Raw genomic sequence first — 25178 nt, forward strand, 5'->3', positions numbered from 1 at the left:
GGAAGGGTCCAGGGTTGCCGTGAAAGGTAGTATCTGGGGATGCCTACTCACGGGTCCTTCCGCAAATTTACGTTGAACCTTGTAGTGTGTGTGGCGAGGAAAAGGAACTACGAATGTATGGCGATGATGATTCGACAAGCGTTGCTATGGGTGTGGGAAGGAATAGGCTGGAGTTATAGATGAAAGAGGAGAGAAATCCAATGTAAACAAAATCCCTTACGTACAGCATTAATTGAATAAACAAGATAAGGGATGGTTTGAGCATGCGTTTAATTAGAAATAGAAACTTTTTGATTATGTGGATCGGTCAGCTTGCCACAATCTTTGGCAATCGCTTTAGCGAAATTGCAATTCCTTTAATTGTCCTGCAATTTACAGGTTCCCCTTGGCAAGCAGCTTTGGTAGTTGTTTGCTCACAAATTATTCCACTCATTCTAGCACTTCCGGTAGGTTCTTGGGTGGAGACGAGATCGAAAAAGAACATTGCGATGATGGCAGAAATCGTTAGCTTTTTAACGATGAGCTTATTAGTCGTGTTCGTCTGGTTAGAGCTATTAAATATGTGGGTACTAGCAGCGGGCTTACTAATAATGGGAGCGACAGGGCTATTTTACCGAGTGTCCTTTGGGGCAATGGTTCCGATGGTGGTTGGAAGGAAGAACCTAGTTAGTGCACATAGTTATTTTGAGGGGGCAGATGCGATTAGTACATTCCTTGGACCGGTAATGGCTGGTGTCGTTCTCTCCACCCTTGGCGTTGCCGCGGTATTAAGCGTAGATGCGATGACCTATTTTATTTCATTTTTAGGAATCGCCTTCCTATCTGTGAAAGAAAGTAGAAAAAGAGAAGAAACGAAAACAAAAACAACCTATCTATCCTCCTTCCAGGATATAAGTTATTTATTTGCAAATGGCTATCAAAGGTTTGTTTCGTTTAATCAGTGTATCCTCAGCTTTTGCACAACGGCTGTCACCTTAACTGTAATTGTGTATACGAGCCAGACATTGAGCTTAAGTGAATGGCAGACAGGATTAGTATTATCCTCCGCGGGTGCAGGTAATATGATCGGGGTGTTCCTATTACATCGGGTAAAAGATTTTTCTTGGAATAACTTATATGCTGTACTAATGCTTGTATCAGGGGTGGGATTATTTTTAATCCTGCTTACCGGATATTTACCACTTATTATGCTAGGTATGTTTATCTTTGATGGCGCCCTTTCCATGGCATTTGTCGTCAATGGTTCAGCAAGACAATCGATAACACCAGATCACTTCTTGGCACGAATTGGTGGCGGTGCTATTTTGATTTCAGGAATAGTGGCGATAAGTGGAAATTTATTTTCGGGTGGGGTTTCCGAGTTGCTAATGCCACAAGCGATTATAGCGTTTTGTGGGTTCCTGCTTTTAGTAGCATCGCTCGTCTCTTTGTTATTTAAGCAAGGGAATAAGCGTATACAGGAACTAGTACCAATAGAGTTGGAAGAGAGCTTAACGAAATAATATTACTCAAGTCACACTCCATATAGCCATATCATGACCACCGATAGTAGTCTCACCTACTACACTACGGTATCTTGATAATATACAGTAACGAGATCCATCTGATTCGAAAAAATGGAGTGTGTAAAATGAGCTATTTTATAAGTTATGTATTATCTGTTACCCTAACCTCCTTGTCTTACTACGTGGGGAGTCATGTAGTGAAAAATGGTATAGCACTCTGGAAGGCGTTTGTTATCGGTACCGCTGTTGTAACCCTTGGTGCCCTTACCGAGGCATTTGGTGCGCCTATCTGGCTCATCGTGTTAACCCCATTTCCAGTAGGAATGCTGCTATTATATGTATTCCTGAAGAAGCCATTTCTAAAGTGGCTTCTAACTTATAGCACAATCTTGCTTATTTATACGATTGTTCATATCATCATGAGTTATTTTTTTGATTTCCATTCGTTAATTCCGGCTTGGAAATTATCGTAAAGCAGTTCATATTTCTAGGTTGACATGGAGTTCACTCCATCTTTTATGATAAATGAAATAAAAGAGAGGAGTGAACAGCTTGGTAATCATTACATATAGTTTAGCGGGGCTGTATGCCGTATTAACAGGAATAGCGGCAATTGCACAATGGAAGGAAAAGGGATTTCAAATCCAGCGATGCTTATTCTTATTGGTATCCATTAGTATGCTTTTCATCATGTGGATACCCAATAAAACAAACGTCGTCATCTCCTTTGTTCTAGCGTTTGTTTTCCTGCATGTATTAGCAATTATAGAGGGAATGAAAACGCAGGGGAGAATTAATTGGAGGCATCATATGACACGCTTTGCCTTCCACACTTTATTAACCTTTTTACTTATCCGCAATTTACTTTAGTAGGTGAAATGATAGAGAGGGTATTGAGTAAAAATTCAACCGTTTCCATAAAGTTAATAGTAATATCAATCACACTTGACCATTCTTAAACTATCGCTCATAGTGATACTTTGGGATTATATAAGGTTGTTAAAGATTTTCATTGGGTATCTAGAATATGTAACTGTTAATCTGCCTTAGCAAGAGTTACATTTATTATAAGATTTCGGTATTCTTATCCAATTAAGTGAAAGAGGATATGAATATAGGTAATAATAATATTCTTATAAAGGAGCTAGCTAATGCCTATTATTAAGCATGAGCAATTTATTCAAGCATCGCTGGATGTATGCTTTGACCTTGCTAGAAACGTAGAAATACATACTCTAACTACTTCTAAAACAAAGGAAAAAGCTGTTGGTGGGGTTACACAAGGTTTATTAAAAAAGGGAGATACTGTTACTTGGGAAGCTACTCACTTTGGTATTAGACAAAAATTAACAGTAAAAGTAACTCATATGGAAAAGCCCACCATGTTTGTTGATGTTATGGTAAAAGGCGCGTTTAATTCTTTTACACATACCCATCGGTTCGTAGAAGAGAATGGCGGGACTATAATGATAGATATCTTTAAGTATAAGTCACCTCTTGGTATAGTTGGTATTATTGCAGACAAATTATTTTTAGAAAAGTATATGACAAATTTTATTATCTCTCGTGCGAAAGAACTAAAAAGGATTGCAGAAAATCTTGAATAATATGAACTGTGAGTCAGATTTATTATCACAGCTTTTCTATTAGGCTTATATAAAGTCGTGTTCTGTAATATTTCTGTTATAGTAAGTGGCATGAAACATATACTATGTTAATATGTAGGAACGGAAACAGGGAATATTGAATTAGAAAGACTTATGGAAAGGCAAATCACGATTAGTTGGAGAATAATTTTAGTAAAGACCTGAAAGGAAGGAATCCCTAATAATAGAAATTCCCCCTTCCCACTGCCTATCTATCCAGCACATAATCCACTGCCTCGGACAGCAATCCCGTAAAATCACTTGGGAAAAAGTGCCCGAGCCCCTTAATTGTAATCAATTTACACGGTATACCATGCTGCTTAAACAGCTCCGCTAATTGAACCGTCTTCTCATAGAATGGATCCTGGTCACCGGTAATGATTACACCACGCACGGTGTCACGCGAATTTTCCGCAATTATCCTCTCGAACCCGGAGAGGTCTTGTATTGCTGGGATAACGGCAATAAATCCCTTCGTCTGAAATGTTTGCTTTAGCGATAATTCAATCGCTAGCTTGCCACCTTGTGAACCGCCTGCTAGTATATCTTCCGTTGTATTCCCTTTTGCCTTGTATTCTGCATAGGTCCTTGTTAGGTCTTCTAGCATGAGCTCTTGATCGTCCCAACAAAATGCATTATAGCCAAAGACTTGTGAGGATTGTGGAAAGCCGAAAAAGTAGTCCTGTGACGTCTGTTCATCTAGCCAATACGGTGCAAAATCAGTGGCATTCGTCCCCCTCATATGTAATGAAAATAAGCCAATTTCTGCCCGTACATTCCCATAGGTGAAAAGTGGAGAAGTAGCTTCTTGCTTCGTACTTTCCACGATCGCTTTACATCTGCTAACAATGGTTTGAAATTCATCTAATGCTTGCAGTTCTTTCAAATCTGGGTCGTGCGTAAGGAGGATGGGATTCCACCAAATCCCCTTCGCTAACCCTTCTTGAAGCACGGTTAGGGCATCGGTAAGCTTATGTTCCGTCGCATAGGCACATGCTTTCCAAAAGATAATTTTATCTAATCGATTGGGAAAGGTTTGCTCTGCCTTTTCAATCAGCGGATAAACGCGAGCGATATTCCCCTCCTGAAAAAGCTGAAAGAGTTCATTCTGCAATGCGATAAACTGAGCTTCTGACATCTACCAATCTCCCCTCTATGAATTAGCCACAATCTTTTCTGTTTTTTTCTTATTAGTTCCTTTTTCATCGCTATCGACGATGACACTGTTTCCATTAAATATCCCACCATCCTCAATGATGATTCCACGTGAGGTAGCAGTTCCGGTTAGTTTTCCTTTTGCCTCGATTTGAATCTTTTCCGATGTTTCGATATCGCCCTTTACTTCCCCGGCAATGACGATATTTTTTGCTTTAATGCTTGGCTCGACATAGGCGTTTTGCCCGATGTAGACATCGCCACTACACTCAATTTCACCAAGTATTTTACCGTCTACGCGTAGACTAGTTGGTAGGGTGATTTTTCCTTCAATGACAGTTTCTGAACCGATAATCGTCTCGATTACCTTTTCCATTTTCTTCTTATTCAATATTCTCATGACATCCTTTCTGAATGGCTATTCGATATCGAATTCGCCGTAAATATTAAAGTATGGCTTCGGATCAACGGGCTCGCCATTCTGTAGTACCTCGTAATGCAGATGTGGTCCAGTGCTGCGACCGGTACTACCAATCTCACCGATAATATCGCCCTTCTTCACCATATCGCCTTGCTCCACGTCCATGCTCATTAAGTGACCATATAAGGTTTTGTACGTGTCGGAATGCTTAATTTTGACCGTATTTCCATAGCTGCCATAATACTTCGCTAACGTAACCAATCCATCAGCCGTAGCGTAGACTGGTGTCCCATACTGACCACGAATATCGACACCACTATGGAAGGAAGAGGAACGATTTAGTGGGTCATTACGAATGCCGAAATCGGAGGTGATGGTATTCGGGTTCGTAGGCCAGGCGGTCGGTGTATACTGTAGCTCCTCACTAATCTCGTCTACCATGGCAAGGGTATGCTTATATCGTTCTAGTAGCTCAGAGGACGGAATTATAAGGCCATCTTCTGTTTCCACCAAATTCGTTTCATCCGCTAAAACCTGTAGACCACCGCTCGGCTCTACTATCGTGGGTAATTCATCGATGTATTGGCGCATTTGCTCCTCCAGCGCGGTTAGCTCCACGAGCCTTTCCTTTGTTTCCCCGGTTTCCTCCTCTAATATCGAAACCGTTCGTTCAAGCTTCTCACTTTTTGCAGTTTCTAGCTGTAAGTGAGCAGTTAGCTCTTCGATTTCAGCCTGACTATGTTGATTCATCGTCATGAAGTAAATGAGTGCGATAACCGGAATAATGGGAAGCACCATCAGGCTGTAAAAAAAAGCTTTGTTCATATGGAATCGTTTGACGACCTGATTCGCATCATTCGATAGAATTGTAAAGGTCAGCAAACGATTCTTGTTACGTTTCCTTTTCAAGCTTTTGTACTCCTTTCCCTTTTATTTCTGAATCTATTGTAATGAAACAAGCTGTAAGCCATGTTCTTGTAAATAGGAAATAATCTCCGGTAGTGCCTCTACGGTTGCTTCGGTCTCATGAAGGAGAATAATAGAGCCAGATACGTCTTGTGATTTCACCTGTTGGAGGATGTTGCTGGCATTACGTGATTCCCAATCCTTGGGGTCATTATTCCATAGGACGATCCGTTGTCCTAATTCACGCGAAAGCTGCTTTGTATCTTCATTCATTTGGCCATATGGCGGGCGGAATAAGGTTACCGCTTCCCCAGTGACAGCCTCTATCATTTCGATGGATTGCTGTAGTTCCCCTTTTTGCGTTGCTAAAGAGCTGTTGGCAAAATTAATATGATTCACCGAATGGGTGCCAATCGAGAAGTTATTGTCGTGGATATACTCCACACTATCCGGATGCTCGTCCATATTGGACCCAATCAAAAAGAACGTCCCACCAGCGCCGAATTCCATTAAGATATCGACAATCTGCTTCGAATAGTCGGAAGGCCCGTCATCGAACGTAAGGGCAACCATTCCCTCATCAAGCCCCGAGGAAATCTCCGCATTTAATGCGACTGCAGGAATCGCCCTTTCTCCCTCCGAGGTCATCGAATCCCCAGGTAGCATGGTCTCAGGCTTCGGCTCTTCTTGTATAGGCTGTTCTGGCGTTTCTTCCTGTTTTTCTGAGTCTGCATTCACATTGGTAAAAATCGCGTGGCAAGTAAAGGAAGACAAGATAGCAAGTAGTAAAATGAAAGTAGCAGTAAGTGGCCAAGGAAGTTTGCTTTGTTTTCGCTGCTTTCGGGAACCGGAGAAGCTAGTTTCCTGTTTAAATGCTAGATTACGAGATAAAAAGGCTAGCTCCTCCAATTGTTCGGTAGATTCCGCATGCTGAATCTGTGTAAGCTGTTCTGCATAACGCTTGGAACAAATAAAACCCAAATTCTTGCTTTCGTTACGATACGTCTGGGTGATGTGACTTTGACGATGGGTCGTTTCCCATGATAGCTGGTAGAAGTACCCTTTTGAAAAATCAGTAATGGCTTGCAGCCGAATTGCTGTCTCCCGGTCTACTTGCCAGTAATATGTAGTCTTCTCGTTGGCATGAAGCATGATATGTAAATAGTGTGTATCACCCTGCTTATGAATACGGATCAACTGGAGCAGCTTAACTTGATGCACGATCATCCCCCTTTCTAATCAAGTGTTAGTCCTAATCCAGTATGTAGCGCCTTCCTTTTCATAAATGCACTTCTATTGTATCGGCATAGGTTCTTTTAAAATGAAGTAAGACGTTATGTCACTGTAGGAAGGCCTAGTAAATGCCTAAGATACTAGGCATCCCAGTAGGGAAATATAGAATTCTCTAAGTTCATTGTAAATATATGTCGATGAATGTCAATGGATAACCGTGTGTTGGGGGTAAATACAAAAGCGGGGACAGTTATGATAGATACTTAAAATTAGTGAATAGCGATTCCTTATCAAACAATTCTAGAGCGATCGCAACTCTTCTACCTCATGTAACCATAGTATTTCAGCCATTATAATCTCCTAATTACCATATCATGAAATTTTTTCCATAAATATTATTGACACACTTATATTATACGTCATATAATATGTGCAGAAAGTATATTATATGACGTATAATATTATAAATTAAAAATGGAGGTGTTTCCATGTCATTCCAGCTGGGTTCCTCATTACTTGATGCATGTGTTCTTGCCGTATTGGCGAGAGAGGATGCATATGGTTATTCTCTTACTCAGCAGGTGCGTGAGATTATGGATATATCAGAATCGACACTTTACCCTGTACTGCGTAGATTGCAAAAGAAAGAATATTTAACAACCTATGACCAGCCATACCAAGGCAGAAACCGCAGATATTACCGAATCACAGAAAGCGGTATGGAAAAGCATAAAGAATTGACTCAAGAGTGGGTGGAATATAAACAAAAAATTGATTCTGTTTTATTAGGAGGTAAGAATGATGAGTAAAGACGAGTATCTAAAGAAACTACGGTTGAAAATCAAAAAGCTACCAAAACAAGAAATAGAAGAAGCCATCAATTATTATCAAGAATATTTTGAGGAAGCAGGAGAGGAAAATACAGCCTCTGTTATTGCCAGATTGGGCTCCCCGTCCACTGTTGCTTCACAGATTTTAGCTGATTATGCGGTGAAAGACTTAGGTACGGATCATGATTCAACGAAAAAAAGCTTTTCTGCAATTTGGTTCATTATACTGGCAATACTAGCTTCACCAATCGCATTGCCTTTGTTAGCTGTCGTCATTATCTTTGCACTTACCTTGATTTTAGTATGTGGGGTGACGGTTCTTACGTTATTTGTTTTTGTGATTGGGTTACCTATTTCGGGACTTGTCAGTACCATATCTGGGATTGCAGTATTCTTTCAGCATTGGCAAACATCGATATTCTTTATTGGCCTCGGTTTAATTGCATTTGGAATAGGAATGCTGTTATATTCCCCAATTGTATATTTCTCCAAAAAGGTTAGCTCTGGTTTAGTGAAATTACTAAAAGGGCTAGTGGACAAAATCACACACCGAAGCAAGGAGGCGAGATAAATGAAAAGATCAAAAAATCGCATCAAAATAATTGGGAGCGGATTTATTGTATTAGGCATCTTTCTTGCAGCTATAGGCCTTATTGCTGGGACGAAGTTTGCGATAATTCATACTAGTGATGGGTTTAAAGCAATAGGTGAAAGTGACCGGCTAAAGGAAGAATTCTCATTAAATGAATTTAAGCTTATCAACATCGATCTTACTGATGCGGATGTAGAGGTTATTCCTTCAACTGAATACAAATTAGAGATTGAAAGAATGGAGATTACGGAAATAGCTCACACCGTAGAAAATGATGTGCTTAGCATTAGCGATACTTCGAAATCTTGGTTTCGATTTAGTATGAATCTAGGTGTCTTTATCGATAAAACAACCGTTAAACTCTATATACCGGAGGATGCTGAATTAGTAGATGCCACGATATCTAGTGATTTTGGCAGTATACAAATAGAAGGAATAGCAGCAGAACATTGGAATGTTCAATCTACAGATGGCGATGTAGTGATAAGTGATATTCAATCGAATAGCTTAATAGTTGAAAATAAGTTCGGCGATTTAACAGCCTCTAATGTGAACACACAGGAATTAAAGGTTGAAATGAGTGATGGTACTGCAGATTTAGAGTCTATTGATGCCATGAATACGAGCGTGAACAATTTGTATGGTGACACTTACTACAAAAATTTTACAAGTCATGGGGCTAAATTAGAGAGCGTAGATGGGGATATAGGCATTCACGGAGTGCTTCTCGGCGAGACCATAATTGAAAGTAAATTTGGAAGTGTTAACTTACAATTGGAAAATAAAGAATCCGAGCTGAGTTATACCATTGAGTCTACATTTGGCGAGGTTTCAGTGAATGATAGCGAATTTAATTCAAAAGCATCCCAATCTGTTGAAACGGATAATAAATTGGAAGTTAGCTCAACAGATGGTGATATAGACGTTATATTTAAAGGAAACTAGATGCTAGAACTTTGACAACAGCCTATGGCTCAGACTTTTTCGTACATCGCAAAGTGAGTGCCTTAGGCTATTCTTATCCTTTAGGGGGAAAATCACGTTGAGTACACTTATAGAAAGAGTAAAAGGTAAATAGTATTAGGAAATTACAAGTATTATAGGATAATAAATAATAACCAGGAGCAAAAAGTGAATAAAATTACATTTTTCTTCCTTACTACTGCAGCTATCCTTGTTGTTCTAATAGTATGGCATCCTAACAAGGAACAGCAGCAGGATATTTATGTGGCACAAGATGGAAATGACGAGTATGATGGATCAAAATCAAAGCCTTTTCGTACACTGAAGAAGGCTGCATCCGTAGCGAAGGCGGGGACAACGGTCCATATACGTGAGGGAATCTATCGGGAGCAGCTCATTGTTCAGCATAGTGGTACGAAGTCAAAAGAGATTATCTTCCAACCTTATCAAAACGAAAAGGTAATTTTGAGTGGAGAAAATCTTACAAGTGAGGAAGGGGATACTTCCATCATTTCGATAGACAATAAACACTATGTGACGATTAGTGGCTTAGTCATCCAGGATTTAACGACTGATTTATCAGATGAGACCGTTATAGGGATATTTGTGATAGGCTCAAGCAGTCATATAACACTAGACCATAATCATGTAAGGCATATTGAAACCCATGCAGATGATGGGAATGGTCACGGTATTGCGGTATATGGAGAAGGCGCCATGAAAGATATCACGATTACAAACAATACGGTAGAGGACCTTATGCTTGGAGCAAGTGAGGCGCTCGTTATGAACGGAAATATTGATGGGTTTATAATCGACCATAACATAGTGCGAAGGAATAACAATATCGGGATTGATCTAATTGGCTATGAAGGTGTCTCCTCGGATAAAGAAGCGGACTATGTACGTAATGGAGTTGTCTCCCATAATACCGTATATGACATTTCCACCTATGGAAATCCAGCATATGGCAAAGAGTATAGTGCTGGCGGGATTTATGTTGATGGTGGAAAAGATATAACGATTAAGGAGAATACCATTTACCATAGTGACATCGGAATTGAAGCTACCTCCGAGCATAAAGGGAAATATGCGGAGAACATCGAGATACTAAACAATACCATCTATGAAAACCACTACACCGGTATATCAATAGGCGGGTATGATGAAGAACGCGGCGGGACGATCCATTCCCAAATATCAGGTAATATAATATATCGAAATGATACAAAAGGGCTTGACGGTGGACAGTTAATGATCCAGCATGATGTAAGAGACAATACGATTGAGAAAAATATACTAACAGCAGGCCCTAATCGTCAATTTATCGTAAATTATTTCACCACCAATGAAAAGAACGAGCTAAGCCATAATGTGTTTCATAAGGAGACAGGAGAAGATGGGATATGGATTTGGAAAGATGAAGAATACCATTCATTCGCGGCCTTCAAAGAAGCTTCTACTAGTGATAAGGAAACGAGTTACATCGATCCAGGCTATGTCGATTCAGATAGTTATGATTTCCGATTAAAGGAGGATTCCCCCGCTAGAGAAATTGTTGAGTAATGTCCTAGGTATGGTCATGACCTAATTTTTATAGATTTGTACGGCTATTAATCTAATTAATTTGTTATAAGCCCGGTGCTTTTATTGGAGCCTACCCGAGCATAGCAATTAGGGATTATATCCAAGGAGCACTATCATTACTATCGTGAAATGGAAAGGAGAATCTGGCCTACTGGAGATTCTCCTACTTTCATTTTGTTATTTAGTAGGATCACAATCGGGAGGGGGATTATTAGTAGATTCAGCTAGTTTATTCAAATAATAGCATTCTTCTCTATACATATGATCTGCCATCAGTGCAGAGAAGGTACTTAATACTGTATCAGATAATTCCATTTCCTCCACTTCATGAAGAAATGTGCGGAATAGGTTGATCTCCACCTCTACATCATTATTAAATCTTTTCAAGGCTGGAAAGGTTGTGATATTCGCCCGCAAATAACCAGTTAGTTCAACAGCTTTTAAATAGAATTGTTCAAAGTGCTTCGCAAACTCCTGACTCTTTTCCTTTAAGCGCTTCTCCACACCATCTAGCTCATCATTAATCGCACCAGCATGGCCCGAGGCATCGGCTAGCCAGATTAAGTGGTGGTGTAATTCATGAAAGATAGGAGCAGGTTTGCCCTCCTTTAAATAGCTTATTACTAAAACATATTCATCTAATTCATTCACCATATGGTTGATAAAGGTTGGTGACAGATGAATGCCAATGTCCCCAGTTAAATGCCTTTTGATGATGGAAAGCTTAAACTCCCTCATTTTCTTTGTAATCGTCTCTGCTTCCATTGTAAAGGCGATAACATTATGGTTGGATAGCTGTTCTGTCTGTTCCAATAAGGCTTCGTATGTATCCATAAACTCTTTTGCTTGCACAATGTCCTTCTCCTCTGAAGGATAGAGTGAATCATGTATAAACCGTGCATGATCATGTAGTACCCTCAGCCAAAATCGATGCTCGAATGAAGCACTCTCTAAATAATTCTTCAAATGACCTCACCCCCTTTTTCTTCATCCATTTCATTGTATTCGCTATGTGGGGGGATTATTAACTAAATATTAACGAAGCATTTACGAATCAATCCCATGTAGGGTATGGGAAATTAAATACACCATTTAGAAGACAGGTCGAGAAGTGTGAAAACAGGCTGGATTTGATACACTAATGAAGACAGCACGCGAAAAGGACGGGAAATTAATGAAAATAACAATTATATCGGTTGGAAAATTAAAAGAGAAGTATTTAAAGCAAGGTATCGCGGAGTATATGAAGCGATTGTCTGCCTATGCCAAGGTGGATATTGTGGAGGTAGCGGATGAGAAGGCGCCTGAGAATATGAGCGAAGCGGAAATGGAAGAAGTGAAGCGCAAGGAAGGCGAACGGATTCTTTCCCATGTGCAGCAGGATACGTATGTGATTACATTGGAGATTAATGGCAAGATGATCAGCTCGGAACAACTGGCGGATAAGATGGATCAGCTAGCTACTTATGGGAAGAGTAAGATTGCGTTTTTGATTGGTGGGTCACTTGGGATTAGTGAGGCGGTGCAGAAGCGGAGTGATTATGCGCTGTCCTTTTCGAAGATGACGTTTCCTCATCAGTTGATGCGGTTGGTTCTACTTGAACAGGTTTATCGGGGGTTTAGGATTATTAGGGGGGAGCCTTATCATAAGTGAATGGGGTTTTTTCTTAGATACAAAGATTGATTATGATTAAAGTATTAATTCTGGGAGTTTAAATGAATGGAGGTAAGATGATAAATATGCAATTTTCTATTTCACTGGAGAGGATTCAAACCGATGCTGTTAAATGGTCAATAGATAAAAAGGATTATAAGACTCATAATTCATTATTAGAATGCAGTGCACAAAAATATTTGGATTATCTATATTCAAATTCACTTTACCTTGCAACAGAGAACCCTTCCTTAATTAATTCAGTTTCATATATAGCACAAAAATACGTCAACTGTATAGTGAAAGTTGACGTATTAGATATACAAACTGAAATCAATTTAATAGAGTCTCAAATGATTGAGTCTTTATTTATTCCTAAAAATATAGATTGTGGTATTAAGGAAAATATATATGTTATTTTAAAGAGCCTTTGTAATAAATATAAAGTCGAGCTTAGAAACTTAATCTCAAAATATTCTAGAGAGCACTTATTGAAGGTTTTCTATACTAATGCTAGTGTTATTAGTTATATTTCGGCACAATCTCGTTATTGGAAGCCAACAGGTGAGATTGATAAAAATTATATTAACTTAATTTCTGAAACGTTTAATGCGATTTATAAGTTTAATAGTGTCTTAGTTAATAATTTCCTGGGAAGTGAGAAAAAATCTTATGAATATTTAATTCATTTTATCTTAAATAGCTCTGTAGAATTTCAAAATATCGATGACGAGATAGCTGATATTGAAGGGATTCTAAAAATCACTAGATTACTAATTTCTACAGAACAGTTATTAAGAAATATTTCCTTTATATATAAATCAAAAGGTACTATTAATATAGAAAACAATCAAATATATTTAAATGGCCCATTGAATGAAAAACTTAATAGTTACTTTAATTTAGATAATGAAAATATAATTAATCTCCAAAGCGAAAAAATTAATAATATATATAGAGAGTTTGAAAAGAAAAGGGGATATTCACCGTTTCTTTTGGAAGAATATTTGTTTAAGTTTGAAGAGAAATTTCTTGAAACAAGAACGTTCTCGACATTAATTGAAGATAAAGCATTAATTTTTGATATATTTTCAAAAACAAATCAACCAGAACAAGCCATAAAAAATATGTTAGAAGATTTGTCTTTAATTCCAATTAATGAAAAAGATATTTATACGCAAGCTTTTAGCAATGATAACAGACTGTTTAGAACACCATTAATAAAAATATCTAATTACTACCTAATTTCGTATTTTATTTTAAGTGAATCCTCCTCTTACTTTAGATATAGAATACTTAAAAATGAAATTCGAAATAAATTAGATAAGAAATTGGTTAATTTAGTTAAAGAGGATTTTAATGAATTGAATTTAATTGACTTGAAAAATAAATTAGAGAACTCAAATATTCCAGGAGATATTAACTTTGAATTTAATAAGAATTCGGAATGTAAGCACTTATTCGAGAATAAGAAAGGGTTACCTCAAGAAATAGATGGGTATTTCATAAAGAATAATAAATTGTATCTTATTGAATTGAAAAATAAGGATTTGCATAAAAGTTTGAACGATATAAGCAAAAGTGTAAAAAATACTCAATCTCACTTAAGGAGTCTAAATATGTTAAAGAAAGTTATTCAACAAAATAAATCTCTTATGCAAGATGTTTTAGGTGGTGAATTTTCAGAAGTTAAAATTTTTTTAACTCATAAATTCCCTCACTTTTTAGATGGTAGTTATGATGAGGAAAATGAAGTTACTATATGTTCTTTTAAAGACTTACTAAATTATTGCGATAAAATCTTATAAAATTACAATTTAGATACATTTAGACATGACACGAAGATACATTTTTACTATAAGCATTAAATTCGAGCCTTTAATCTGAGATAAAGTGTCTTCACAACCTTTATCTCCAGTGATTCAGCAGCATTTGTTAATGCATAAGAAACTCGCCCTTTAGTAGAAACATAGTTTTTCAAATTGTCTTCATGTAATGCCTCGACTTCCTTTAGCACTGTTTGGATCTTATTTCTACTATCTAGTAAATGAGATAGTCTGAAGTAGTCATTGCATTCAATGGAATCAACTATCTCATCAATAATTTTTTCATTTTCATTTAATAAAGATTGATAGATTGTTTTAATCTCTGGGATAGAAACTCCTTTCCCATTAATCAATTCATGATTCAGCCATAAGTTCTTCTGCATAATAAAATTCCTCCTAAATGATATTGGATAATCCTAATTAGCTGTTGAAGTGGTGATAACTTGAGTGTTAACTTCAATACCATTCCATCTGACTTACTTTTCATAGTCAGAATGAGTCCATCATCCTCGAGTTTTGATAGATTAACCTTTTGAATGTCATACTTCACTAAAAACTTTGCAGGGATCCATTTGTTTAGCTTCTTAGCTTCAATTAGAATCTTGACCAATGAGTTGTTCATCTTCATTCCTCCTTTCATAGTGGCTCCTCTCACCACGCATGTCGTCTCTGTAACGCAAAAAACCGTTATCTATCCAAATGGATAAACAACGGTTTATATAAAGGGGTGGGGCGTGAAACGGATGGTACCCCCTTTGTTTATTTAACTGTGGTGCTGAGGGAAAATATGTATGAAATTCCCTTCTTATATGTAACTTTTATTTATTAGGGAAGAAATCATAGGTAATTTTACATCTATTCTTTTATTTACAATTAATTAAGGATATAATTTAATAAGAATTTTACTAAAAAATAATAAGAAAAATACAAGACATGATTTGAAGGTGATCTATATTAATACATTTTGTAGAAATCAAAAGGAAGTTTCATCTGTAATCAATGCAGTTATTGATCAGTATTGGGAAAAGGTTATTAACGAACAGGAAATGATTAAAATGATTGAAACAATTGTTGCCAATAATGAATCGCTAGTTTTAAAGAAAAAGTCGTTTACTACGACAGTAAAGCAAGTATGTGGTAAGCGTCGTCTTGAAATTGTCGCTAGAATTATTGATTTATAGTCTAGATTTATAATTACATTATTTTTTGAATTCATGGAGGGAAAATGGAGAAAACTTTGTTGGAGTATTGTAAACCACGTGGAAGTGTGTTTGATGAAACAAAAAGAGACAATGTATTAGATTTGACTGATTTAATAGAAAACAACATAGATCCAAGAAGATTTTTTGATGAAAACTTCCCTACCCAAGGAATGAAGGCATTAATGGATACTGCCTTTAAACGTTTCCACAGAAAAGGATCGATGGTTGTTGTAAAGCTTTCTCAGTCAATGGGTGGCGGTAAAACACATAATATGATAGCACTTGGATCAATATTAACTAAATAAAAGGACTGAAATTCATATGTCAAAGAAATATTTATTACCTATCACAGAAATTGAAGATAGAGTTAAACAATTAGTTGAAAATTTAAATGAAGAGACATTTATTGAAGAGTTTTTAGGGCTTTTTGATATTCCTAAAACTAGTATTACACGTGCAAAATCGAGCGAAGGAGATTTTTTGATACGAAATAAAGTTCGTTATCGTAAAGTTGAAAATAATCCACTACAAGCTATTGATGAAATAGAGCAGGAAATTGTATCTCAAAATCAAAAGCCTCGCTATATTATCACAACTGATTTTGAAATGCTTTATGCAAAAGATACAAAAACAAACGATTCACTTGCCATTAACTTTGAAGATTTACCAACTAATGCAGAGTTTTTCCTTGCATGGAATGGGATTGAGAAAGTAGATTACCAAAAAGAAAACCCAGCAGATATTAAAGCTGCTGAGCGTTTCACAAAACTTTATGATGAATTGGTTAAAATCAATACAGAGCTTGCAAAAAAGGAAGCTGACGGCAAATCTTTTAACCTTTTTCTAATTCGTTCACTTTTCTTATACTTCTGTGAAGATACAGAAATTATAGCTAAGGGCTCTTTTACTAACGTCCTTAAAACAAGAACTAAGACCGATGGAAGCAATCTAAATTCAGTCATCAAAGAGTTATTTTTAATTTTAGATGTACCTGAAAGCCAAAGACAAGATGTCCCTGAATGGTTAAGAAAATTCCCATACGTTAATGGTAAACTATTCAAAGAACCGCATCATGACTTAAATTTCAGCACTTTAACCCGAAAACTACTTATCGAAGCAGGTGAATTGCTTAACTGGAATGAAATCAATCCGGATATTTTGGGGGCAATGATTCAAACTGTTGCAAACAAAGAAGAACGCCAAGTCTCAGGCATGCACTACACTAGCGTAACAAACATCATGAAAGTAATTAAACCCCTATTTTTGGACAATCTTCAAGCTGAGTACCAAAGACTTTCTGATCGTGCAGATGATTATTTAGAACGTGAAATCACTGAAAAACAAAGACGAGAACAACAAAGAAACATTATTAAAGCCTTGAATAGTTTGCTAGAGCGAATGAGTGAAATTAAATTCTTAGACCCCGCCTGTGGATCTGGTAACTTTTTGATTATTGCATACAAAGAACTACGAAGACTTGAAATTCAAATCCTTGTTAAAATCCGTGAAATCCAGGACGCTTTAAAGGAAAAGAATGTTTATCAAGGAGAATTTCTCAAGCAATCTAAGATTAAACTGAATCAATTTTCGGGCATTGAGGTCGATGATTTCGCACATGAGGTGGCTAAACTTTCTCTTTATATTGCTGAACATCAAATGAATGTTGAAATGATTGAATCATTAGCAGATTATCAACCACGAATTCTTCCACTCCAAGAATCGGGGAATATTGTTCACGGTAATGCTTTACGTTTAGATTGGCGTGAGATTGTCCCGCATGAAGTGAATGAAGAAGTTTATATTATGGGTAATCCACCGTATATAGGTTCAAGTCAACAAGATTCTAATCAAAAGAGTGATTTAGTAAGTATTTTTGGTGAAATTTCTAATAATTACAAGAGGTTAGACTATATTTCAGGTTGGTTTTTCAAAGGGGCTTCATTCATTAAAGATTCAAAGGCTAAGCTTGCTTTTGTAACCACAAATTCAATTAATCAGGGGAATCAAATAGAGATGCTTTGGCCGCTAATTTGGAAATTAAATGTAGAAATATATTTTGCACATCCGAGCTTTAAATGGTCTAATTCTGCTAAAAACAATGCTGGAGTTACCGTTGCTATTATTGGACTGAGGAATGTTTCACTAGAAGAAAAGTTTCTTTATTTTGATGACGGTACTATAAAAAAGGCCGTAAATATTAACCCATATTTAACTGAGGGAGAAAATATAATTATTAGTAGTAGTAACAAAAGTATATCAAATCTCCCAAAAATGAGAGACGGAAATAATGATAGAAGTTATGGAGGATTGCTCTTTGATAAAAATGAATATGAACAGGCATTAAATGAACATCCAGAGTTGAAAAATTATTTCGTTAAGTATATTGGCGGTAATGAATATATTAACGAAGAAATTAGATATGCTTTATTTTTAAGTAAAGAAGATTATGAGGTTATAAAAGATATTCCTTTGGTACAAAAGCGTTTGGAAATTGTACGAGAAAAAAGGCTCAAAGCTAAGGATAAGACTTTAAATAATCTTGCAAACAAGCCGTGGAAGTTTAGGGATACACACCCGACATCAGCACAGACTCTAATTGTACCTTATACCTCTTCAGAAAATAGAGATTATACCCCTATGGGGTTTGTTGGAAGGGAAACAATGCCATCTGCGGGTGCTAGAGCAATCTATGACGCTCCAATATGGCTTCTTGGAATCTTAGTGTCTCGCATGCATATGATTTGGCTTCGGGCAGTTGGTGGTAAATTGGAAACACGGTATCGTTACTCTGCAGGGATGGTTTACAATACTTTTCCAATTCCAAAGCTCTCAACAAATCGCAAAAATACCCTTGAAGAAGCCGTATTAGACATGCTGGATGTCCGTGAAGAAGAAGGAGGTACTCTTGCTGAACTTTATGGAGGGGCGAATAAACCAATGAACGCAAGATTACGAGAAGCACACGAAAAAATTGATGGAATCGTGGAGCGTGCTTATAAGCAAGAACCATTCAAATCTGATGAGGAACGTTTGAGTGTATTGTTAAAACTTTATCAAGAAATGGTAAGTGAGGATAAAAAATGACATCTAACATTTTTGAAATTAATTATAGTGGTACGGGAAAAAGCCAAAATATAAATGAATTAGGTATGCGCGAGATGCAGGCGCGTGTATATGAGAAACGTGCATCACAATATCTATTAGTTAAAGCTCCTCCTGCTTCAGGTAAGTCACGCGCATTAATGTTTGTAGCTTTGGATAAGCTTACAAATCAAGATATAAAAAAAGTAATTATAGCGGTTCCAGAACGTTCAATTGGAAAATCTTTTCAAACCACAGCGTTAGCAAAATTCGGCTTCTTTACGGATTGGGTTATTAATCCCAAAAATAATCTCACGGATCGTGGGTCGAGTAAAAGTAAAGTGTCACAGTTTGTTGATTTTATTCGTTCTACAGACTCAGAAGATAATATCATGGTGTGTACTCATGCAACATTACGTTTTGCTTTTGAAAATTTGAATGAATCGGACTTTAACAATGTTTTACTTGCCATTGATGAATTTCATCATGTATCACAAGATGATAATTCTGTCCTTGGTAATGCATTGCGTAATATTATGGGTAATTCTTCTGCCCATATCGTCGCTATGACTGGATCTTACTTTCGCGGTGATTCAATCCCGATTCTTGAACCAGCTGATGAGCAAAAGTTTGATAAGGTAACTTACACTTATTACGAACAACTTGAGGGTTACAAGTATTTAAAAAGTTTCGCAATGGGCTATAGCTTCTATAGAGGTCGTTATACAGATGCACTTTCAGAGGTTTTAGATACTTCAAAGAAAACAATTATTCATATTCCAAATGTTAATTCAGGTGAATCAACTAAAGATAAATACGATGAAGTTGATCGTATTTTAGAAGAATTAGGTGAAGCAAAATTTGATGAAAATACAGGACTTTGGCTAGTAACTGAAGAAACAGGACGAGTATTAAAAATTGCTGATTTAGTTAATGAGGATGGTCGTGAAAAGGTTCAAGAATATATCAGAAATATGTCTAAACTCGATGACTTAGATATTATTATTGCACTTGGTATGGCAAAAGAGGGATTTGACTGGCCTTTTGCAGAATATGCTTTAACAATCGGATATCGTAATTCGTTAACTGAAATTGTGCAAATTATTGGTCGCGTGACTCGTGATAGTTCAAATAAAACTCATGCACAATTTACCAATTTAATTGCTCAACCAGATGCTCAGGATGATGAGGTCATGTTTGCGGTTAATAATGTCATGAAGGCAATAACTGCGAGCCTTTTGATGGAATCTGTATTGGCTCCAAACTTTAAATTTAAGCGTAAGGATAATGATGATCAAAAATCAAACGGAACAGATATTTTTATCAAAGGGTTAAAAGAGCCAAGTACTAATCGTTCAAAAGATATTATTCAAAACGATTTGAATGATTTGAAAGCCACTGTCTTACAAGATAGTCAAATTCAGCAAGCTATTGCTGCTGGTGTGGAGGCGAAAGTAATTAATAAACAACTTATACCTCGTGTCATAATGAATACCTACCCTGATTTATCAAATGATGAGACTGAGGAGGTACGTCAGCACTTAGTTGCACAATCTGTTATTCAATCTGCTGAGCGTGAAGAAGGAACTGGCGGGAATCAATTCCTAAAAATGGCTAATAAATTTATCAATATTGATGATATTGCCATTGATTTAATTGATGAAGTGAATCCTTTCCAACGCGCTTATGAGGTTATTTCAAAAGAAATAGATGCACCAACATTACGATTTATTCAAGATTATATGGATGGTATAAAATTTACCTTTTCTGAAGATGAATTAATTATGTTGTATCCTCAAATTGTTCAATTTAAAAGTGAAAATGGAAGAATTCCAGATAAGTCTAGTTCAAACCAATACGAGCAAAGATTAGCGTATGCTTTATTACGTTTAGAACAATTAAGGAGAGAGAGACAGAATGGATAAGCGTACTCTTGATGATATTTTTTCGGATCCAATTTTTGATGAACTAATAGCTGAATCTCCTAAAAAGGAAGTGAAGCGAATTGACCCGGATTTTGAAAAGTTTCAAGAGATTATTGATTGGATAAAAAATAACGATGGAAAAGAACCCGAAAAGTCTCGTAATATGACTGAAAGAAAATTATATTCCAGACTAAAGGGCTATCGGGATAAGCCAGAAATGATAAAGAAGCTAGCTAAGATAGATGAACTAAACTTGTTTGATAGTAAAAATACAGTTTTAGAAAATTCGATAAAAAATCCTGAATCTCTTGATGATATTCTTAATGATGATACACTTTTTGAGAAAAAAGACAAAGTTGATTCACTACTTGATTTGTCGAGATATAAGAGAACAATTAATGTAGCTGACAAATACAGTGTTAGGAAACGAGCTAGCCATTTTGAACGATATGAACCTCTATTTAAACTTGTTCAAAAAGAAGTTGCAAATGGCACTCGTAAAATAATACCTGTTGACACTGAAAAAAACATTAAACCGGGGAAATTTTATATAGATAATGGGATTCTGTTATATGTTCTATCAATGGGTGACTATTATATAGATAAAAATGGTTATCGTAACGCAAAGCTACATCTTATTTATGAAAATGGAACTGAAAATAAAGGAATTTTACTGAGATCGTTTGCATCCAATCTCTTTGATAATACTCGACATGGTAGAATGGTAACCGAAGTAATGAGTGATGTTATGGGAGAAACTACTGTTGAAGAAAGAGCTGCTGAATATCTGACTACTGGCTATATTTATGTAGTAAAATCACTTAGCTCGAATCCTGAAATATCAAAGTATCAAAATCTTTATAAGATTGGTTTTGCTAGTGGGAGTGTAGAAGAACGTATTAGTAATGCTGAAAATGAAGCCACTTATCTTTATGCACCTGTGAAAATTGTTGCGACATGGGAAGTTCAAAACTTTAGTGGCCGAAAGTTGGAAACAGTAATACATCATAGATTTGCAGATAAGCAATTACAAATCTCTGTTCCAACAGCAAATGGTAAAATTGAAAATCCGCAAGAGTGGTATATAGTTTCTTTGGATGAAATTGAAGAAAATATAAATGATATTATTGTGAAATTGAATATTTAACTTTAAATTAGGATAGTTGTTAAAGAATTATTGTAATAAACACCAATGAATCGATTAGTTTTGACACTATACTGCAAGGCTTCGATATGCGAATGATTAGCTTGAAAAAATAATAAACTGAATCCTGCCTATTACTTATTTTAAGTAATAGGTCTTTTTTTTGTAAAATGGGAGAAGAAAATGGAAATTTTCTGTATAATCATAAAAGAGTAGGATGGACGGGGTTCAAACTGCATATTTCATAATGGAAGCACCCGAACCATTCCAGTACTTCTAAAATAAATGAGGTGAATAAAAATGACAACTAGTTTATTAGCTAAAGAGTATCCAATAGATAAGATCTTCAGTAACGATTATGCATTTTCAATACCTAATGTTCAAAGACCATATTCCTGGACAGAAGAAAATACAGAAGTTCTATTAGATGATTTACTAGAGTTCATTGACAATTCTTCAACAAATAACATTAATGAAATGAACCCGTACTTTTTAGGAAGTGTTGTTTTAATAAAGGAGGACGGGCCGGATTCACAAGTACTAGATGGACAACAACGATTAACTACTCTAACTATATTATTAGCTGTATTAAAGCATTTATTGCCAGAAAAGGCCAATGAGATTAAAGGATTCTTGTATGAGGAAGGAAATTCTTTAAGAGGCACTCCTGACCGTTTTCGATTGACATTAAGAGATCGGGATGCTGAATTTTTCAGGGAATATATACAAGCTGACGGCGGTATTGATAAATTATCATCTGAAGTGAAAGTTGAGAATGATAGTCAACAGCAAATAGTGAAAAATACACTTCTTTTAATTAAACGCCTTTCTAATATTTCACAAGAAGAACGGACTCAACTTGCTACCTTTATTATTATGAAGTGTTATTTAGTTGTCGTAAGCACGCCAGATTTTGATTCAGCGTATCGCATATTCTCTGTTTTAAATGACCGTGGGCTAGATTTATCACATTCAGATATTTTAAAAGCAGAAATTATTGGAAAGTTACCTAAAAAAGAGCAGGATAAATACAATGATATGTGGGAAAATGCAGAGGAATATTTAGGTAGAGAAACTTTTAATGAGTTATTCTCCCATATAAGAATGATTTATCGAAAGTACAAGTTGCGTTCAACAATTATCAAAGAATTCCGTGACTATGTTAAACCTTCTGAGAAACCAAAGGAGTTTATTGAAAGTAAGTTAGTTCCCTTTTCTAATGCACTTAAATATATATTAGAAATGAATTATAAAAGCGCTAATTTTGCAGAAGAGATAAATAACCAATTTTTTTGGTTATTAAAGGTTGATAATAGTGATTGGGTTCCTGCCGCAATACTATATCTATCTAGAAATGAAAATGAACCTAAAAAGCTATTAAATTTTTTCACCAACCTTGAACGATTGGCAATGGGAATGATGATTCTTCGATACAATATCAATCAACGTATTGAGCGATACCGAAATCTACTTATTGAAATTGAAGACGATAAAAATCTATTTATATATGAATCATCTCTTCAATTAACAATTGAAGAAAAAAGACTTATCGTCAAACAATTAGACGGTGATTTATACCAAATGAAGAAAGTCCGTGTACCAGTATTACTAAAATTGGATTCATTATTGTCCGACGGGCAAGCTTCCTATAATTACGAACGAATTACTGTAGAACATGTATTGTCACAAAATCCCCAAGAAAAAAGTCAATGGACTGTATGGTTTCCCAATCAGGAAACTAGAGATGACTATGTACATAAGATAGGTAATTTAGTGTTGCTATCAAGACAAAAAAATAGCCAAGCAAAAAATTATGAATTTGATAAGAAAAAAGAAAAATACTTTAGTTCTAAGAAAGGTGTAAGTTCTTTTGTACTCACTTCTCAAGTATTAAATGAGAAGGAATGGACTGAAGATACTTTAAAACAAAGACAGGATAAATTATTAAGTAAGTTGATAGAGCATTGGAGACTATCCCATGAATCATAGTGAATATGTAAAGCTATTAAATTTCTTTGATGGTAGATTGTGGGACAGGAAAGTTACCGAGACAAATTATAATTATAACGGATTAATTCTAGATTACTATTTTGAAATGTCCATTTTAAGTGTGGATTATTTAGATATCTATGACTATTTTAGTAGTGAAGGAGATTTTCAATTTAATGACACTGAATTGCTTACAGACCAGTTTGGAAATGTTAAAGAGGAAAAGAGAATAAAGCTAGTAGAAAAAATTATTAACATTTTAGAACTCTCAAGCTTTGACAAAAATACCTCTGGGAATATAGTTGATAAAGTAGTTAAGTTCCTTGAACGGAATGGAATAATGGTAGTTAATACGGAAAATACACCAATAGAACTTTCAAGTGATAACAAAATTGATGAAGGCTCTTATTGTAACATATTATTTGTGGAAAAGAACGTTTTGAGAAAGGAATTAAATAAATCTCATAAAGATGATACTAATCTACAAAAGAGAATGAAGTATGAATTTGAAAACATGCAAAAGCTTAAAGATTGCCCGCAAATTTTAAACGTTTATAGTTTTGATCCTACAACCCACTCGTATTTAATGGAAAGAGCTGATATCAATTTATATGAATATCTAAGAAAGGAAGTAGATATATCTTTCGAGCAGAGATTGAAAATTATTTTTGATGTATTAGAAGGTATGAAGTATGCTCACGATCATTCAATTATTCATAGAGATTTACACCTTGGGAATGTGTTGAAGATAGGGAATGATTTTGTTATTAGTGATTTTGGCCTTAGCAAAGATGAATCAATCGAAAGAAGTTTGAAATCATCTGCAACTGAAAAAAATAATCATATATTTATCGATCCTTTAGCCATAGGAGACTTTTCTAAACTTGATAAGAAGAGTGATATTTATTCACTCGGTAAGATGATTGATTATGTATTTACCTTGGGAGCAAATAATACAGAGCATTTACTAACTTTTATTGTTGAAAAGTGTACAAGTCGTAGTAAAGATAAAAGGTATGATACGGTAGATGAAATCATTAGAGATATTAAAGTTAAATTAAATCTGCGAGATAAAAGCATTGATAAGAAACAAGTGTTGGAAAATATAAAAAATAACATCTTTACTCTACAGGTAAATGAATTTATTAAAGAACTAGTAGAAACTGATATGATTTGTGATTATTTAGTAAAACATCGAATTTCATCTTTTGGTAATATAATTTTAAAAATGAATTCATTAGATCAAATCTCTACTTTAGAGGCAATTAATCAAGGTTATGTAGTTGCCACAGGTTACCGTCAGTTTCAAAATTACGATATATTTGCTAGTATCGCATATTCCGTTTGCGAAAATACAGATGAAAATAGCGTTTACGATATTTCCCGCGGGATATTAGAGGGATGTGCTCATTATAGATATGAAGCTTCTAATTTATTAGAAAAGATTGATAGACAAAGAATCTAGTATTTATCTTTTTGAACTATTTCTTTTCATTAAATGGCATTATATAAAATTTTG

At 35.7% G+C, this 25178-nt stretch carries 24 protein-coding genes; 17 read left to right on the forward strand and 7 right to left on the reverse strand.

Translation table 11 applies throughout. From position 1 onward, the window contains the following. Positions 1 to 263 precede the first annotated feature (263 nt). The 4 genes from KGF86_RS00710 to KGF86_RS00725 all read left to right on the forward strand — a co-directional run bounded on the left by KGF86_RS00710 (position 264) and on the right by KGF86_RS00725 (position 3112). The gene (locus KGF86_RS00710; protein ID WP_211740830.1) at positions 264 to 1502 is read left to right on the forward strand and encodes an MFS transporter; all 1239 of its coding nucleotides are present in this window, start codon (positions 264 to 266) and stop codon (positions 1500 to 1502) included. Between the two features lie 128 nt (positions 1503 to 1630). Next, complete coding sequence (locus tag KGF86_RS00715) at positions 1631 to 1978, forward strand: hypothetical protein (RefSeq protein ID WP_211740831.1); 348 nt, start codon at positions 1631 to 1633, stop codon at positions 1976 to 1978. 79 nt (positions 1979 to 2057) lie between these two features. Then, the gene (locus tag KGF86_RS00720; protein ID WP_211740832.1) at positions 2058 to 2375 is read left to right on the forward strand and encodes a hypothetical protein; all 318 of its coding nucleotides are present in this window, start codon (positions 2058 to 2060) and stop codon (positions 2373 to 2375) included. Positions 2376 to 2656: 281 nt separating this feature from the next. Then, a complete protein-coding gene (locus KGF86_RS00725; RefSeq protein WP_211740833.1) occupies positions 2657 to 3112 on the forward strand; it encodes an SRPBCC family protein in 456 nt (151 codons plus the stop codon). A 247-nt stretch (positions 3113 to 3359) separates the two neighbouring features. On the opposite strand, the gene KGF86_RS00730 is transcribed toward KGF86_RS00725, so the two are convergent. The 4 genes from KGF86_RS00730 to KGF86_RS19545 are packed head-to-tail and all read right to left on the reverse strand — an operon-like array spanning position 3360 to position 6854. After that, a complete protein-coding gene (locus KGF86_RS00730; RefSeq protein ID WP_211740834.1) occupies positions 3360 to 4289 on the reverse strand; it encodes an alpha/beta hydrolase in 930 nt (309 codons plus the stop codon). A 15-nt stretch (positions 4290 to 4304) separates the two neighbouring features. Continuing rightward, positions 4305 to 4706: a bactofilin family protein gene (locus tag KGF86_RS00735; RefSeq protein ID WP_246521245.1), complete on the reverse strand. Its 402-nt coding sequence runs from the start codon at positions 4704 to 4706 to the stop codon at positions 4305 to 4307. An 18-nt stretch (positions 4707 to 4724) separates the two neighbouring features. Further along, entirely contained in the window at positions 4725 to 5636 is a 912-nt protein-coding gene (locus tag KGF86_RS00740; protein ID WP_211740835.1) for a M23 family metallopeptidase, read from the reverse strand. A gap of 33 nt (positions 5637 to 5669) precedes the next feature. Further along, the gene (locus KGF86_RS19545; RefSeq protein WP_211740836.1) at positions 5670 to 6854 is read right to left on the reverse strand and encodes a polysaccharide deacetylase family protein; all 1185 of its coding nucleotides are present in this window, start codon (positions 6852 to 6854) and stop codon (positions 5670 to 5672) included. Between the two features lie 500 nt (positions 6855 to 7354). Between KGF86_RS19545 and KGF86_RS00750 the strand changes: the two genes are divergently transcribed. From KGF86_RS00750 to KGF86_RS00765, 4 genes are all read left to right on the forward strand, one after another. After that, positions 7355 to 7675: a PadR family transcriptional regulator gene (locus KGF86_RS00750; RefSeq protein ID WP_186871171.1), complete on the forward strand. Its 321-nt coding sequence runs from the start codon at positions 7355 to 7357 to the stop codon at positions 7673 to 7675. Further along, positions 7668 to 8267 (forward strand): DUF1700 domain-containing protein, encoded by a 600-nt coding sequence (locus tag KGF86_RS00755; protein ID WP_211740837.1) that lies wholly within the window; start codon positions 7668 to 7670, stop codon positions 8265 to 8267. Before KGF86_RS00750 ends, KGF86_RS00755 begins: the two co-directional genes overlap by 8 nt. Continuing rightward, complete coding sequence (locus KGF86_RS00760; protein WP_211740838.1) at positions 8268 to 9233, forward strand: DUF4097 family beta strand repeat-containing protein; 966 nt, start codon at positions 8268 to 8270, stop codon at positions 9231 to 9233. Between the two features lie 186 nt (positions 9234 to 9419). Next, on the forward strand, positions 9420 to 10817 hold the full coding sequence (locus KGF86_RS00765) for a DUF1565 domain-containing protein (protein ID WP_211740839.1): 1398 nt from the start codon (positions 9420 to 9422) through the stop codon (positions 10815 to 10817). Between the two features lie 198 nt (positions 10818 to 11015). Here KGF86_RS00765 and KGF86_RS00770 read toward each other — a convergent pair whose 3' ends face one another. Then, positions 11016 to 11804, reverse strand: a complete 789-nt coding sequence (locus KGF86_RS00770) for a DUF2935 domain-containing protein (RefSeq protein ID WP_211740840.1) — start codon at positions 11802 to 11804, stop codon at positions 11016 to 11018. A 208-nt stretch (positions 11805 to 12012) separates the two neighbouring features. Here KGF86_RS00770 and rlmH point away from each other — a divergent pair, with 208 nt between their 5' ends. Both rlmH and KGF86_RS00780 read left to right on the forward strand, forming a co-directional pair. Continuing rightward, positions 12013 to 12492, forward strand: a complete 480-nt coding sequence (gene rlmH / locus KGF86_RS00775) for a 23S rRNA (pseudouridine(1915)-N(3))-methyltransferase RlmH (RefSeq protein WP_211741194.1) — start codon at positions 12013 to 12015, stop codon at positions 12490 to 12492. 62 nt (positions 12493 to 12554) lie between these two features. Continuing rightward, entirely contained in the window at positions 12555 to 14300 is a 1746-nt protein-coding gene (locus tag KGF86_RS00780; protein WP_211740841.1) for a hypothetical protein, read from the forward strand. 56 nt (positions 14301 to 14356) lie between these two features. Here KGF86_RS00780 and KGF86_RS00785 read toward each other — a convergent pair whose 3' ends face one another. Then, positions 14357 to 14701, reverse strand: coding sequence for a hypothetical protein (locus tag KGF86_RS00785; RefSeq protein WP_211740842.1), 345 nt, complete (start codon positions 14699 to 14701; stop codon positions 14357 to 14359). Continuing rightward, positions 14680 to 14940: a hypothetical protein gene (locus KGF86_RS00790; protein WP_211740843.1), complete on the reverse strand. Its 261-nt coding sequence runs from the start codon at positions 14938 to 14940 to the stop codon at positions 14680 to 14682. The genes KGF86_RS00785 and KGF86_RS00790 overlap by 22 nt, the downstream gene beginning before the upstream one ends. A gap of 322 nt (positions 14941 to 15262) precedes the next feature. On the opposite strand from KGF86_RS00790, the gene KGF86_RS00795 reads away from it, so the two are divergent. The 7 genes from KGF86_RS00795 to KGF86_RS00825 all read left to right on the forward strand — a co-directional run bounded on the left by KGF86_RS00795 (position 15263) and on the right by KGF86_RS00825 (position 25124). Continuing rightward, positions 15263 to 15499, forward strand: coding sequence for a TIGR04540 family protein (locus tag KGF86_RS00795; protein ID WP_190279525.1), 237 nt, complete (start codon positions 15263 to 15265; stop codon positions 15497 to 15499). A gap of 44 nt (positions 15500 to 15543) precedes the next feature. Beyond that, entirely contained in the window at positions 15544 to 15825 is a 282-nt protein-coding gene (locus tag KGF86_RS00800) for a hypothetical protein (protein WP_211740845.1), read from the forward strand. A gap of 16 nt (positions 15826 to 15841) precedes the next feature. Beyond that, positions 15842 to 18604, forward strand: a complete 2763-nt coding sequence (locus KGF86_RS00805) for a class I SAM-dependent DNA methyltransferase (protein ID WP_211740846.1) — start codon at positions 15842 to 15844, stop codon at positions 18602 to 18604. Beyond that, positions 18601 to 20526, forward strand: a complete 1926-nt coding sequence (locus KGF86_RS00810; protein WP_211740847.1) for a DEAD/DEAH box helicase — start codon at positions 18601 to 18603, stop codon at positions 20524 to 20526. Before KGF86_RS00805 ends, KGF86_RS00810 begins: the two co-directional genes overlap by 4 nt. Then, positions 20519 to 21673 (forward strand): GIY-YIG nuclease family protein, encoded by a 1155-nt coding sequence (locus KGF86_RS00815; RefSeq protein WP_211740848.1) that lies wholly within the window; start codon positions 20519 to 20521, stop codon positions 21671 to 21673. The genes KGF86_RS00810 and KGF86_RS00815 overlap by 8 nt, the downstream gene beginning before the upstream one ends. A gap of 297 nt (positions 21674 to 21970) precedes the next feature. Continuing rightward, positions 21971 to 23659 carry a DUF262 domain-containing protein gene (locus tag KGF86_RS00820; RefSeq protein WP_211740849.1) on the forward strand — a complete coding sequence of 563 codons (1689 nt, stop codon included), beginning with the start codon at positions 21971 to 21973 and terminating at the stop codon, positions 23657 to 23659. Continuing rightward, positions 23649 to 25124: a protein kinase gene (locus KGF86_RS00825; RefSeq protein WP_211740850.1), complete on the forward strand. Its 1476-nt coding sequence runs from the start codon at positions 23649 to 23651 to the stop codon at positions 25122 to 25124. The genes KGF86_RS00820 and KGF86_RS00825 overlap by 11 nt, the downstream gene beginning before the upstream one ends. Positions 25125 to 25178 lie beyond the last annotated feature (54 nt).

The sequence above is a fragment of the Ornithinibacillus massiliensis genome, from assembly GCF_018310345.1.
Lineage (GTDB): Bacteria > Bacillota > Bacilli > Bacillales > Amphibacillaceae > Ornithinibacillus > Ornithinibacillus massiliensis.